Annotated in this window: 8 protein-coding genes and 1 pseudogene; 3 read left to right on the forward strand and 6 right to left on the reverse strand. The window is 74.3% G+C overall.

Annotation, left to right across the window (positions count from 1 at the left end; genetic code table 11):
* Nucleotides 1–171 precede the first annotated feature (171 nt).
* Nucleotides 172–1,119, reverse strand: a complete 948-nt coding sequence (locus AAHZ94_RS15830; RefSeq protein WP_349993524.1) for a hypothetical protein — start codon at nt 1,117–1,119, stop codon at nt 172–174.
* Nucleotides 1,120–1,170: 51 nt separating this feature from the next.
* Entirely contained in the window at nt 1,171–2,469 is a 1,299-nt protein-coding gene (locus tag AAHZ94_RS15835) for a hypothetical protein (RefSeq protein ID WP_349993525.1), read from the reverse strand.
* A gap of 140 nt (nt 2,470–2,609) precedes the next feature.
* Here AAHZ94_RS15835 and AAHZ94_RS15840 point away from each other — a divergent pair, with 140 nt between their 5' ends.
* Nucleotides 2,610–5,243: a valine--tRNA ligase gene (locus AAHZ94_RS15840; protein ID WP_349993526.1), complete on the forward strand. Its 2,634-nt coding sequence runs from the start codon at nt 2,610–2,612 to the stop codon at nt 5,241–5,243.
* Between the two features lie 210 nt (nt 5,244–5,453).
* On the opposite strand, the gene AAHZ94_RS15845 is transcribed toward AAHZ94_RS15840, so the two are convergent.
* From AAHZ94_RS15845 to AAHZ94_RS15860, 4 genes are all read right to left on the reverse strand, one after another.
* Entirely contained in the window at nt 5,454–6,812 is a 1,359-nt protein-coding gene (locus AAHZ94_RS15845) for an XrtP-associated glycosyltransferase (RefSeq protein WP_349993527.1), read from the reverse strand.
* Nucleotides 6,813–7,034: 222 nt separating this feature from the next.
* Nucleotides 7,035–8,165, reverse strand: coding sequence for a non-hydrolyzing UDP-N-acetylglucosamine 2-epimerase (gene wecB, locus AAHZ94_RS15850; protein ID WP_349993528.1), 1,131 nt, complete (start codon nt 8,163–8,165; stop codon nt 7,035–7,037).
* Between the two features lie 392 nt (nt 8,166–8,557).
* Nucleotides 8,558–9,421 (reverse strand): response regulator transcription factor, encoded by an 864-nt coding sequence (locus AAHZ94_RS15855; RefSeq protein ID WP_349993529.1) that lies wholly within the window; start codon nt 9,419–9,421, stop codon nt 8,558–8,560.
* The gene (locus AAHZ94_RS15860) at nt 9,418–10,680 is read right to left on the reverse strand and encodes a sensor histidine kinase (protein ID WP_349993530.1); all 1,263 of its coding nucleotides are present in this window, start codon (nt 10,678–10,680) and stop codon (nt 9,418–9,420) included. Before AAHZ94_RS15860 ends, AAHZ94_RS15855 begins: the two co-directional genes overlap by 4 nt.
* A 409-nt stretch (nt 10,681–11,089) precedes the next feature.
* On the opposite strand from AAHZ94_RS15860, the gene folC reads away from it, so the two are divergent.
* Both folC and AAHZ94_RS15870 read left to right on the forward strand, forming a co-directional pair.
* Entirely contained in the window at nt 11,090–12,634 is a 1,545-nt protein-coding gene (folC, locus tag AAHZ94_RS15865) for a bifunctional tetrahydrofolate synthase/dihydrofolate synthase (RefSeq protein WP_349993531.1), read from the forward strand.
* Between the two features lie 12 nt (nt 12,635–12,646).
* A pseudogene (locus tag AAHZ94_RS15870) lies at nt 12,647–13,009 on the forward strand (DUF4233 domain-containing protein); the annotation flags it as partial.
* Nucleotides 13,010–13,341 lie beyond the last annotated feature (332 nt).

Below are 13,341 nucleotides of genomic sequence, written 5' to 3' on the forward strand. Positions count from 1 at the left end.
TGTTTGATTGGCCGTTGAACTAGCCGCTATGACCATCCGACACGATGAAGATCCACACCACCCCACGCCGGGCCCCCCCCCGGCGGGGGGTGGCGGGGGCCGGGCGGGTGCCCCGGCGGCGCCGCCGCCCCCCCCCGGCGCCGCGCGCCGGCGCGGGGACGGGCCGCGGGATCACCGCGGGATGCGGGCGTCCTTGTACGCCTGGGCCGTGATCTCGGCCGTGCGGCTCAGGTCGATCGCACCGGGGTTGGTGACGGTCAGCGGGTCCGCCACCAGCACTACGCCGACGGTGGAGGGGTCGCCCCAGGAGCACACCTGCACCGGGATCGTCGACTCCAGCAGCTGGCACTTGAGGATGGTGCCGTCGAAGCCGACCGGGGTGAAGGTCTGCGCCGCGGTCTTCGGCTTGGCACCCCCGCCGATCATCTGGCGCAACACCCAGTCCACGCTGCCCTCGGGGTCGGTCGAGGTGCCGTAGGCCCCGCCGAAGGAGAGCTGCTGCTTGCCCGTTCCCACGTAGTCGGCCGACACCGACTTCTCGGTGGTGAAGCCGGTCGGCTCCTGCTCGCCCTCGCCGAGGCCGTCGTCCGTCTCGCCGGCGCCCTTGCGGGTGTAGGTGCTGGCGAGGATCTTCGGCGTGGTGAGCTGGTAGCGGGTGGTGGCGGGCTGGGTGGGGCCGGGCTCCGGGCCGTCGGTGCCGCCGGTCGCGCCGGGGTCGGTGGTGCCCTCCTTGCCGCCGGTGTCACCGCTCTCGACGACCGACTCCTTCTTCTGGTCCTTCTTGGCCGAGTCGTCGCTGTCCCCGCCGCCGAAGGCGATGATCCCGCCGACGACGGCCGCCACCACCACGACCGCGCCGACGGCGAGGCCGATCGCCTTGTTCCGGTTGCCACCGCCCGGCGGCGGCATCGGCGGGCCCGGCTGTCCGTACGGGCCCGGCTGCCCGTAGGGCCCCGGCTGCTGCGGATAGCCGTAGCCGGGCTGGGGCTGTCCGTACGGGCCGGGCTGCGGCTGCTGCGGGTAGCCGTAGCCGGGGTCGCCAGCCACGCCGCCCTGGCCGTAGGGCCCGGGCGGTTGCGGTGGCTGGTGGCCGTAGGGGCCGGGCTGCTGCTGACTCATGGGTTCCCTCGTTCGTACTGCGTCGTGTCGTGGTCGGTACGGGGCGGCGGGTCAGCCCCGCTCCACCCGGGCGTCGTTGCGTACCTCGGCCGCCAGGCCCGCCGCCTCGTCCAGTGTCATGCCCGTGCCAGTGACCAGGGCTGCCGGGTCGGCCATGACGGTCACGCCGACCGTGCTGTCGTCACCCCAGACGCAGGCGGGGGCCGTGATGGCTCCCTTGGGCGAGGTGAATTTCAGCTCCTGGCACTTGAGCACGTCGCCGTCGAAGCCGTCGGGCGTGAAGGACTGCGGGCTGCCCAGGGTCTCGGCCGTGCCGTCCTCGCTGAGCGCCTTGGTGATCACGGCAAGGGCGATGTCGGCCGCCCGCTCCGGATCGGTCACCTTCCCCCACACGCCGCTGAACTGGAGTTTCTTCTGGCCCGGCGTCTGATAGTTGGCCGAGATCGGATGGGCGTCCTCCACCACCGGCATCTCGCGCAACTGCGCCTTGCCGGCCGGGGTGAGGTTGCTCTCGTCCTTGCCCTCGCCGACGCGCTGGTAGTCGCTGGCCACCGTCTGCGGCGTGGTCAGCTCGTAACTCTGCGCGTCGTCGCCGCCGGCGAGCAGCAGGAAGCCGCCGACCGCGGCCACCACGACCGCGATCGCCCCGCCGATGACCAGCCCCTTCTTCCCGACCCGCCGCCCGCCGGCGCTGCTCGGGCTCCCGCCGGTGGTGGCGGGCCCGTACGCGGAGGGTTGCGGCTGCTGCCCGAAACCGGCCTGCGGCTGGTGTGGCTGGGGCTGTGGCTGCGCGTAGCCGCCGCTCACCTGCGGGAAGGACGCGGTGGGCTGCTGGCTCGCCGCGTACGGGTTCGGGGCGGGCTGCCCGTAGCCGCCGGGCTGCGGGGCGGCGGGGGTGCCGTAGCCACTGGTCTGCGGCTGGGCCGGGGCCGGCGGGGTGCCGTAGCCGCCCGGCTGGGCCGGGGTCTGGGGTGGCGGCGTGCCGTAGCCGCCGGTCTGGGGCGGGGCGGGCTGGGCCGGTGTCGGCTGGCCGTAGCCGGGCTGGCCACCCGGCTGCGCGTACGGGTTCGCCGGCTGGCCGTAGCCGCCCGGCTGGGGCTGTGCTGCGGGGGTGCCGTAGCCGCCGGCCTGGGGCTGGACCGGTGGCTGCGGCTGGGCCTGGGGCGGCGGGGTCCCGTAGCCGCCGGGCTGGGGCTGTGGGGTCTGCTGGCCCGGCTGGGTGGGGGCGGCCGGGTAGCCGTAACCCGGTTGGCCCGCATAGGGGTTGGGCGTGTGGGGACCGCCACCGCCGGCGCCGTGCGGTCCTGGCTGCTCGCCGTAGGGCCCGGGCTGCGGCTGGTGGTGGCTCATAGGGCGACTCCCCGGTGTGTTGAAGGCCACGCGCGACGGTCGCGCCTCAGCCAGCATCCTCCCGGACGCCGCGGGGTGCCCTCACGCCGGGGCGAACAACGGGTTCGTAACGGCGCACCCCAGGACCGTAGAATCGGCCCGTGACCGACAACACTCAGCGCCCGCACGACGGGCACAACAGCGCCGCCCCCGAACTGCCGACCCAGTACGCGCCGGCCGAGGTAGAGGGGGAGCTGTACGAGCGCTGGGTAGAGCGCGGTTACTTCGAGGCGGACGCGGCGAGCGAGAAGCCGCCGTTCACGGTCGTCATCCCGCCGCCCAACGTCACCGGCAGCCTGCACCTGGGCCACGCCTTCGAGCACACGCTGATCGACGCCGCCACCCGGCGCAAGCGGATGCAGGGCTTCGAGACGCTGTGGCAGCCCGGCATGGACCACGCCGGCATCGCCACCCAGAACGTCGTCGAGCGGGAGCTCGCCAAGGAGGGCAAGTCCCGGCACGACCTGGGGCGCGAGGCGTTCGTGGAGCGGGTCTGGCAGTGGAAGGGCGAGTCCGGCGGGCAGATCTCCGGCCAGATGCGCCGGCTCGGCGACGGCGTCGCCTGGTCCCGCGAGCGCTTCACCATGGACGAGGGGCTCTCCCGCGCCGTCCAGACGATCTTCAAGAAGCTCTACGACGACGAGCTGGTCTACCGCGCCGAGCGGATCATCAACTGGTGTCCGCGCTGTCTGACGGCCATCTCGGACATCGAGGTGGAGTACCAGGAGGACGACGGCGAGCTGGTCTCCATCCGGTACGGCGAGGGCGAGGCGTCCCTGGTCGTGGCCACCACCCGGGCCGAGACGATGCTCGGTGACACGGCCGTCGCCGTCCACCCGGACGACGAGCGCTACCGCCATCTGGTCGGCACCGAGATCGAGCTGCCGCTCACCGGCCGCCGCATCCCGATCGTCGCCGACGCGCACGTCGACCCGGAGTTCGGCACCGGCGCGGTCAAGGTCACCCCGGCCCACGACCCCAACGACTTCGAGATCGGCCAGCGGCACGACCTGCCGACCCTCGCCGTCCTGGACGAGCGCGGCGTGATCACCGCGCACGGCCCCTTCGAGGGCCTGGACCGCTTCGAGGCGCGCAGCACCATCGTGGCCGCGCTGCGCGCCGAGGGCCGCATCGTCGCCGAGAAGCGCCCGTACAAGCACTCGGTCGGGCACTGCTCGCGCTGCAAGACCACCATCGAGCCGCGGCTGTCCATGCAGTGGTGGGTCAAGGTCGGCCCGCTGGCGCAGCCGGCCGGTGACGCGGTCCGTGACGGCCGGGTCACCATCCACCCGCAGGAGATGACCAAGCGGTACTTCGACTGGGTGGACAACCTGCACGACTGGTGCATCTCGCGCCAGCTCTGGTGGGGCCACCGCATCCCGGTCTGGTATGGGCCCAGCGGCGAGATGGTCTGCGTCGGCCCGGACGAGGAGCCGCCCACCGGCCCCGGCTGGCACCAGGAGACCGACGTCCTGGACACCTGGTTCTCCTCCGGCCTGTGGCCCTTCTCCACCCTGGGCTGGCCGGAGCAGACCGAGAGCGTCGAGAAGTTCTATCCCAACTCGATCCTGGTCACCGGCTACGACATCCTCTTCTTCTGGGTCGTCCGGATGATGATGTTCGGCATGTACGCGATGGACGGCACCCCGCCGTTCCAGACCGTGGTGCTGCACGGCATGGTCCGCGACCAGTTCGGCAAGAAGATGTCCAAGTCCTTCGGGAACGCGGTCAACCCGCTCGACTGGATGGACCGGTACGGCTCCGACGCGGTCCGCTTCACGCTGGCCAGGGGCGCCAACCCGGGCACCGACGTGCCGATCGGCGAGGACTGGGTGCAGGGCTCCCGCAACTTCGCCAACAAGATCTGGAACGCCACCCGCTTCGCGCTGATGAACGGCGCGACGGTGCAGGGCCCGCTGCCGGCGCCCGACGAGCTGTCGGCCGCCGACCGGTGGATTCTGTCCCGGCTGAACACGGTCGTGGCCGAGGTGGACGCGCTCTACGAGGACTACCAGTTCGCGAAGCTCTCGGACGCGCTGTTCCACTTCGCGTGGGACGAGGTCTTCGACTGGTACGTGGAGCTGACCAAGACCACCTTCCAGGCCGGCGGCCCGGCCGCGGACGCCGCCCGGCGGGTCCTCGGCGAGGTCCTGGACGTGACGCTGCGGCTGCTGCACCCGGTGGTCCCGTTCGTCACCGAGACCCTGTGGACCGCGCTGACCGGCCGCGAGTCGCTGGTGGTCGCCGAGTGGCCGACCGACAGCGGCTTCCGCGACGCGGCGGCCGAGCGGGAGATCACGGTGGTCCAGGAGCTGGTCACCGAGGTCCGCAGGTTCCGCGCCGACCAGGGGTTGCAGCCGGGCCAGAAGGTGCCGGCCAGGCTGGACCTGACGGGCACCGGGCTCGCCCCGCACGAGGACGCGATCCGTGCGCTGCTGCGGCTCCAGCCGGAGGGCGAGGACTTCACCGCGACGGCCTCGCTGCCGGTCGTGGGCGCGACGGTGGCGCTCGACCTGTCGGGCACCATCGACGTGGCGGCCGAGCGCAAGCGGCTGACGAAGGACCTGGCCGCGGCGGAGAAGGAGAAGGCGGCGGCCACCGCCAAGCTCGGCAACGAGGCGTTCCTCGCCAAGGCGCCGGAGCCGGTGGTCGACAAGATCCGTACCCGGCTGGCGACGGCCGAGGCGGACATCGAGCGCATCTCCGCCCAGCTCGCGGCGCTGCCGGAGGCGTGAACGCGCGCGGCCGGCCGGTGCGTTGACCGGGCGGCCGTGGCGGGCTGATCTGCACTGCTGGCCGAGGGGCCCCCCCCCGGGGGGGGGGGGGGGGGGGGGGGGCGCCCCCGCGCCGCGCGCCCCCCGCCCCCCCCCCCCCCCCCCCGCCCCCCCCCCCCCCCCCCCTCGCCTTGCCGGGGCGCGCCTGCGGGGGCCGCGGACGCGCTCCGTTCAGCTCTCGATGGCGACCGGGCCCGCCGTGACCGCCTCGGCGTTCCTGCGGGTCTTCGCCCAGCCGCTGCGCCCGCGGACCGTGCGGCCGAGGGCCCGGGCCGAGGCGGGGAAGAGGTGGTACGCGTACAGCCACAGCGCCAGCCCCCAGCCCAGCGACACCGCCAGGGAACGGTCGGGGGCGCGGTCGCGCCGGTAGACCGGGCCCCACAGCAGGAACGGGGCGATGGAGACCGCGGCGAGGCCGGCGGCCAGCGGCCACAGCGCGACCAGGCCGGCGAGCGCCCCGGCGCCCGCACCGCCCGCGACGTCGATGCCGAGGGACACGCCGAGCAGCAGGCACAGGGCGAGCGTGAGCAGATGGGCGACCGGCTGGAAGAAGGTGTACAGCGTCTCCAGGACGCCCCGGGCGCCGTAGTGCCGGGAGGCGATCACGCGGGGCGCGTACCGCAGGCACTGGAGGTTGCCCTGGGCCCAGCGGGTGCGCTGGGTGAGCAGCCGGCGGGCGCGCGGCAGGCCCTCCTGGGAGACCCAGGTGTCGGCGACGTGGGTGATCTGGTAGCCGCCGAGGATCATGTGCAGGCCCAGTTCGTAGTCCTCCAGGAGTGCGCCGCGCTGCCAGGGGCGCCGCTCGGCCGCGGCGATCCGGTCGAGCGCGGTCAGGCGCGTGAACTGGCCGTTGCCGCCGAGGCCGACCGAACCGGTGCGGGTCCGCAGCAGTTGCATGCCGGCGTTGGACACCGAGAACTCCATGTCCTGCACCCGGACCAGGAGCCTGGCCAGCGCGTTGCGCAGCTTGCCGTGGTCGGGCAGCGGCCGGCGGTCATCCACGTTCCGCATCCGCACGCTGACCTGCACGCCGCCGATCTCCGGGTCGCCGAAGGCGGCGGGTCCCGAGACCCGCTCTAGGGCGTGCGGCGCGAGGTGGCCGTCGGCGTCGATGACGCAGACGACGACCCGCGCCCGGTCGGCCCCCGCCGGCAGGAACTCGTCGAGCTGGGCGTACGCGGCGTTGAGTGCGGCGCCCTTGCCGAGCCTGGCGTCGGGGCGTTCGCGGCGCACCAGGTGTACGCGTACGTCGCCGTCGGCGAAGCCGGCGACGATCTCCGCGGTGCGGTCGTCGCTGTCGTCGTCGATCACCCAGCCGTGGGCACCGGGGAAGTCGCCGCGCAGCCGCGCGACGGTGGTGCCGACCACGGCCTCCTCGTCGCGGCAGGGCACGAAGAAGTGCCAGTCGAACTCGCCCGGGTCACCCGGCACCACCTCGGGCCGCCGCAGGTAGGCGTGGCGGGCACCGGCCCAGTAGAGGAGGAAACAGAGCAGCAGCGCGAAGGGGAAGAGGAGGAGCACGAGGTGCATGGGGTCTTTTCTGGTCGGACGGCGGCGGCGGTGGCGGGGACGGCGGCGGCCGGGCGCGCGGGCTCGTGGGCGGGGTTCGTACGCGATGGCTCGTACGGGGCGGCGCGTGCGGGGTGGTTCGTGCGTGCCGGTTCGTGCGTGGCGACCTGGGCGCGGTGGTTCGTACGTGATGGCCCGCACGCGACGGTCCGTGCGCGGAGCCGCGCGCGGGGTGGATGCGGGTCAGGCCGCTGCGGTGAACTCCGTGCGGCCGGTGAGCTCCGTCAGCAGGTGCACGATGCGCTCGGAGGCGCGGCCGTCGCCGAACGGGCTCGGCAGGGCGGCCAGCCGGCGCAGCCCGTGTGCGGACTCGGCGAGGTGCCGGGCGGCCAGCTCGCCGATGGCCGGGCCCGGCTCGACCAGGTCGGCGAAGTCCACCATCGCCTCCGGGCGTTCGGTGGAGCGGCGTACGACGATCAGCGGCCGGCCGAGCACGGTGACCTCCTCCTGGATGCCGCCGGAGTCGGAGACGATCAGCGCGGCGTGCCGGGCCAGCGCCAGGAAGTCGCCGTAACCGAGCGGGCGGGACACCCGCAGGCCCGTCAGCAGCCCCTCAAGGCCGGCCGCCGCGATGCGGGCCCGGGTGCGCGGGTGCAGCGGGAGCAGGACCGGCGTGCCGGCGGCGGCGATGGCGCCGAGTTGGTCCAGGACGGCGCGCAGCGCGTCCGGGTCGTCGGTGTTCTCCGGCCGGTGCACGGTGGCCAGCACGTAGCCGTCCGCGCGCAGCCCGTGCGCGGCCAACAGGGCGGACCGGGCGGCGGCGGGCGGGAGTTGGGCGTGCACGGCCTCGACGACGGTGTTGCCCGTCACCGCGATCCGCTCCTCGCGCACGCCCTCGGCCAGCAGGTTGGCCCGGTTCTCCGGGGTCGCCGCGCACAGCACGTCGGCGATGCGGTCGATCAGCACCCGGTTGTGCTCCTCCGGCATGTTCCGGTCGTGGCTGCGCAGCCCGGCCTCCACGTGCAGCAGCGGGATGCCGTGGGCGTTGGCGGCGAGGGCGCCGGCGAGTGCCGCGTTGGTGTCGCCCTGGACGACGACCGCGTGCGGCGGTTCGGCCGTGAAGAGCGTGTCGAGCTGGGCGAGCGCCGCGGAGATCTGGCCGGCGCGGCGCTGTCCGCCGACGCCGGTCAGGAAGGTGGGTTCGGGCAGGCCGAGTTCGGACAGGAAGCGGCCCGAGAGCTCTTCGTCGTAGTGCTGGCCGGTGTGGATCAGGTGGGCCGCGGGGCCGAGGAGGCGCACGAGGTCGGTGAGCTTGACGAGCTCGGGGCGGGTACCGAGGACGATCGCGACGCTACGCGCGGGCAGGGAGTGCACGGGTGCTCCAGGTGCGGGCCGGGGACGGGGTCAGCCGTGGAGTGTGGGCGGGGCCGGTTGCCGCGGCGGATGGCACTTGGTTGCTGCTCGGTTGCGGGTTGCCGTGCGGGCGCGATTCGGGACGAAGGTCCCGGGCGTGGGTGGGGCGTTCGGCCCTTCCGGAGGTCCTGCGGTGGCGGCCCGTGGGGGATATCTGCGTGCTGGGGTGTGGGGCCGGGAGGTTCTCTGCCGTGGGGTGGGCGCGGCGCTGGGGTGTTCCCGGTGCGGGGCAGGCGTGGCCCCGTGGTGTTCTTCGTGCGGTCGGGCGCCGTGCCCGGGGCCCTCGGAGTCAGGTGCCGCCCCGCGGTGCTCGCTGTCCGGTCGGGCGCGGCCCGTCGGTGCCCTTCGGGCGCTCAGGCGCCGTGCCCGGGACCGGCGGGGTTACGTCCCGCGTCGCCCGGCTCGCGGTAGCGGTAGCCGAGGCCGCGCACCGCCTCCAGCGGGTCGGTGGGGTGGCCGGTGCCCAGGGAGTCGTCGGTGCCGGTGGGGCGGGGGACTGCGGTGCGGCCCGAGGCGCTCGGGGTCGGGCCATCCGGGTGGGGGAGTCCGCCGTGGTCCCGGGCGGCGTCGTGTGGCGCCGCGGGTTCCGGGCGCGTGGCCTGCTGGCGCTTGCGGCGCAGCCGCATGACCGCGAACTTCACCCGCTCCCGGCCCCGCCCCTGCGGGTCGCCCCCCACCTGGTCAAGGAGTTGTTCCGTGGTGACGACCCGGCCACGGCTGCGGACCAGGGTCTGGAGCAGCCGGAACTCGATGTCGCTCAGCCGCACCTCCACCCCGTGCCACACCGCTGACCTGCGCTCGGGCACCAGACGCAGCCGCTCGTCGCCGTAGCTGCCGCTGCCGGCCCAGCGGGCCGCGGTGGTGCGGCGCAGCAGCGCTTCGACCCGGGCCAGCAGTTCTTCGTTGCCGAACGGCTTGGGCAGGAAGTCGTCGGCGCCGGCCCGCAGACCGCGTACCCGGGCGGCCTCGCTGCCGTACGCGGAGAGCAGGATGACGGGCAGGTCGGTGAGGTCCCGGGTGCGTTCGAGCACCTGCCAGCCGTCGAGTTCGGGCAGCCCGATGTCCAGGATCAGCAGGGCGGGCCGGTCGGCGAAGAGCCGTCGCAGCGCGGAGCGGCCGTCCGCGGCCTGGAGCACCGTGTAGCCGGCCCGGGTGAGGACGACGCGCAGCGCGAGCGCCAGGCCCGCGGCGGCCTCGACGACGAGCACCCGGGTCATGCCGCGCCTCCTCGTGCGGTCTCCGCCGCCACGGCCCCGGGCGGTCCGCCGGTGGGGTGGCCGATGCCGGGCGGGCCGGCGTACGGCAGGTGGATCGCGAAGACGGCGCCCGTGCCCTCCTGCTCCTGCCCGCTGACCGTGAGGGTGCCGCCGTGCAGCCGTACGACGTCCCGGCTGACGGCGAGCCCGATCCCGGTGCCCGGGTAGCCGCCGTGCAGGGCGTTGGGAGCGCGGACGAAGCCGGTGAAGACCTCCTCGCGGTACGCGGCGGGCACGCCGATGCCGGTGTCGGCCACCTCGATCCGCCAGCCGGTGGGGCCCGGCCCCGCGGTCAGGCTGACGCTGCCGCCCCGCGGCGTGAACTTGGCGGCGTTCTCCAGCAGGTTGGCGAGCACGGCGTGCAACCGATGCTCGTCCGCCCATAGCTCGGGGCCGTCGGCGCAGGTCAGTGAGGTGAAGACGGCCGCTTCCGCGAGGGCGGCCGAGCGGTCGAGCACGGCGCGTTCGAGCAACTGCGGCACCCGTACCCAGCCGTACTCCATCTGGAGCTGCGCCGAACTGCTCGTGGTGGCCGCGAACAGGTCGCGTATCTGGGCGTGCATCCGCTCGGCGTTGCGCCGGACGGCGGCGAGGAACTCCCGTTGTTCGCCCGTCAGCTCGCCGGACGCCGGGTCGGCGAGGAGTTCACAGAAGCTGAGGATGGCCGCGAGCGGGGTGCGCAGTTCGTGCGAGGCGGCGGCGGCGAAGGCGCTGCGGTGCCGGATCAGCTCGGAGAGCGCCCGGTTGTCGCGTTCGAGGTCGCGCTCGGCGCGCTTGTTGGCGGTGATGTCCTGCGCGGTCCACAGCGTGCCGAGCACCCGGCCTTGCTGCCGGATCGGCTCCAGCCGGCGGCGGATGGTCCTGCCGTCGGCGAGCGGGATGTCGGCGGCCCGGTGCAGGGGGCGGGGCGGGTCGGCAGCGGGCTCGCTCCCGGCCGGGCCGGCCGGTGCTGCCGGTGCTGCCGGTGCTTCGGGCTCCGCGTGCGGGCGCGCGTACCGCTCGCGGTAGGGCGGCGCGTAGAGCTCGGCCACGGCGTCGTGGATGGGGCCGAGCGGGGCACCGGGCGTCAGGTCCACCCGGCCCGCCAGGTGGAACAGCCGGACGAACCGCTCGTTGGCCCCGACCACCCGGTCGTCGACGTCCACGAGGACCGCCGCCAGCGGCAGCGCGTGCAACAGGGCCACGAGCCGGGCCCGGTCGTCGCACGGGGTGCCTGTCATCCAGCCCTCACCTGGTCCCTCACTTGGTCCCTCATCCGGTGTTGCCACCGGCGGCCCGCGCGCCGCCGGCCGGCCCGCGTCCGGTCTTGCTCTGCTGCTGTTCCCGTGCTGGTCCTGCGGCTCCGCGGCCCGCGCCGCCGACGCAGGCGCCGTACGACCGGAAGCCCCGTACGGCCGAAGGCTTCGCGCGACCGGGAGGTTTCGTACGGCCGGGAGGTTTCGTACGACCACGGCGTCGTACGGCCGGAGGGCGCGTACGGCCAGCGGCTTCGTGCGGGCGGACGACCCGTGCGGCCGGCGGGGCCGTACGGGCGAACCCCTCGAAAAGGATGATACGGCCGCTAATGGCACAAACGGCAGGCGGCCGGGCGCGCGCTCGGTGTCAGACCCGCCTCGTAGACTGGACGGCGTGAGCGAGCGCCCCCCGAACGACGAATCCGAGCCCGACGGGCTCGACGCCTTCGACGAGATCATCGACGCCGAGACCGAGCGCGACCCCGACCTCGCGGTGATCGAGGCGGGCAGCCGTACGCTGCGGACGCAGTCCGGGTCGCCCCAGGGCGACGGCGTCCCCGCCCGGCCGCAGGACCCGGAGGTCGACCGCGCGCTGCGCGAGGTCGAGACGGAGCTGGCCAGCCGATGGGGTGAGACCAAGCTCGACCCGTCGGTCGAGCGGATCAGGGCCGTGCTCGACGTCCTGGGCGAGCCCCAGCGCAGCTACCCCGCGATCCACATCACCGGCACCAACGGCAAGACCAGCACCGCCCGCATGATCGAGGCGCTGCTCGGCGCCTTCGAGCTGCGCACCGGGCGGTACACCAGCCCGCACGTCCAGTCGATCACCGAGCGGATCAGCCTGGACGGCGCGCCGATCTCCGCCGAGCGGTTCATCGAGACCTACCACGACATCAAGCCGTACGTGGAGATGACCGACGCCCAGCAGGAGTACCGGCTCTCCTTCTTCGAGGTGCTGACGGCGATGGCGTACGCGGCGTTCGCCGACGCGCCGGTGGACGTCGCGGTGGTCGAGGTCGGCATGGGCGGCACCTGGGACGCGACCAACGTGATCGACGCGACGGTCGCCGTGGTCACCCCGATCTCGCTGGACCACACCGACCGGCTCGGCAACACGCCCGCGGAGATCGCCGTCGAGAAGGCCGGCATCATCAAGGCGCTGGACACGACGGACGGTGCCGCCGGTGCCACCGTGGTGCTCGCGCAGCAGCCGGTCGAGGCCGCATCGGTGCTGCTCAAGCGGGCGGTCGAGGTGGATGCCACGGTGGCCAGGGAGGGCATGGAGTTCGGCGTGCTCGGCCGGGAGGTGGCGGTCGGCGGGCAGTTGCTGACGCTGCGCGGCCTCGGCGGCGAGTACCCGGACGTCTTCCTCCCGCTGCACGGCGCCCACATGGCGCACAACGCGGCCGTGGCGCTCGCCGCCGTCGAGGCGTTCTTCGGCATCGGCTCGCAGCACGCCAGGACGCTGGACCTGGACACGGTGCGGGCCGCCTTCGCCGGCGTCTCGTCGCCGGGCCGGCTTGAGGTGATGCGGCGCAGCCCGACGGTGGTGCTCGACGCCGCGCACAATCCGGCGGGCGCGCAGGCCACGGCCGAGGCGGTCACCGAGGCGTTCGGCTTCAGCCGGCTGATCGGCGTGGTCGCCACCAGCGACGGCAAGGACGTGCGGGGCGTGCTTGAGGCGTTCGAGCCGCTGTTCGCCGAGGTCGTCGTGACGCGGTACGCGCACGAGCGGGCGATGGACGTGGACGCGCTCGCGGCCGTCGCGGTGGAGGTTTTCGGGCCGGACCGGGTGCAGGTCGAGCCGCGGCTCGACGCGGCGCGGACCGTCGCGGTGGCCCTCGCCGAGGAGGAGGGCGAATTCTCCGGCGCCGGCGTGCTGGTCACCGGCTCGGTGATCACGGTCGGCGAGGCCCGACTGCTGCTGGGAAGGGACTGACCCGTGCGTACGCTGCGGACGCTGTGTGCGTCCACGCTGATCTGCGAGTTCTTCGTCATCGGCTTCGCCGGCCTGGTCGCGATGAAGCTGTCCGACCTGTCCATGGGCACGGTGTGGACGGTCAGCGGCATCGCCATGGTGCTGTGCGTCCTGCTCTCCGGCCTGCTGAGCCGCCCGTGGGCGCTCCAGGTCGGCTGGGCGCTCCAGATCGGCCTGGTGCTGAGCGGCTTCGTCGTCCCGGTGATGTTCATCCTCGGCCTGGCCTTCACCGGCCTGTGGTGGGCCTCCATTCACTACGGCCGGCACATCGACCAGGCGAAGGCGCGGTTCGCGGCGATGGACGAGCGGGCCCGCGAGCTGGCGGAGGCGGAGGCGGGGGAGCCCGCGACCGATGCCGCGTCGCAGGCCAAGGCACAGGCTGGGGCCGCGGCGGAGCCCCCGCAGCAGCGGTCGGCCCCCGCCGATCCCGAACCGGCCTCGGCCTCGGCCGACACCGCCGCGGGTGGCGGTCGGGCGACGGCCGATCCGGCGTAGTCCGGCGGGGCATCTGGCCCAACGCACGGCACCTGCCCGGGCGCCGGGCAACTGGTCTGACGGAGGGGCGCGGGGGATTGGCCCGCCCCTGCGCAAGTGGGGGGGCCGGCCGCGGGGCGCCCCCCCCGGGGCCAAAGGGGGGGGGCCCCCCCCCCGGGTGGGCCGCCCCCCGC

The organism is Streptomyces sp. HSW2009 (assembly GCF_040240285.1).
In the GTDB taxonomy this organism is placed as follows: Bacteria; Actinomycetota; Actinomycetes; order Streptomycetales; family Streptomycetaceae; genus Streptomyces.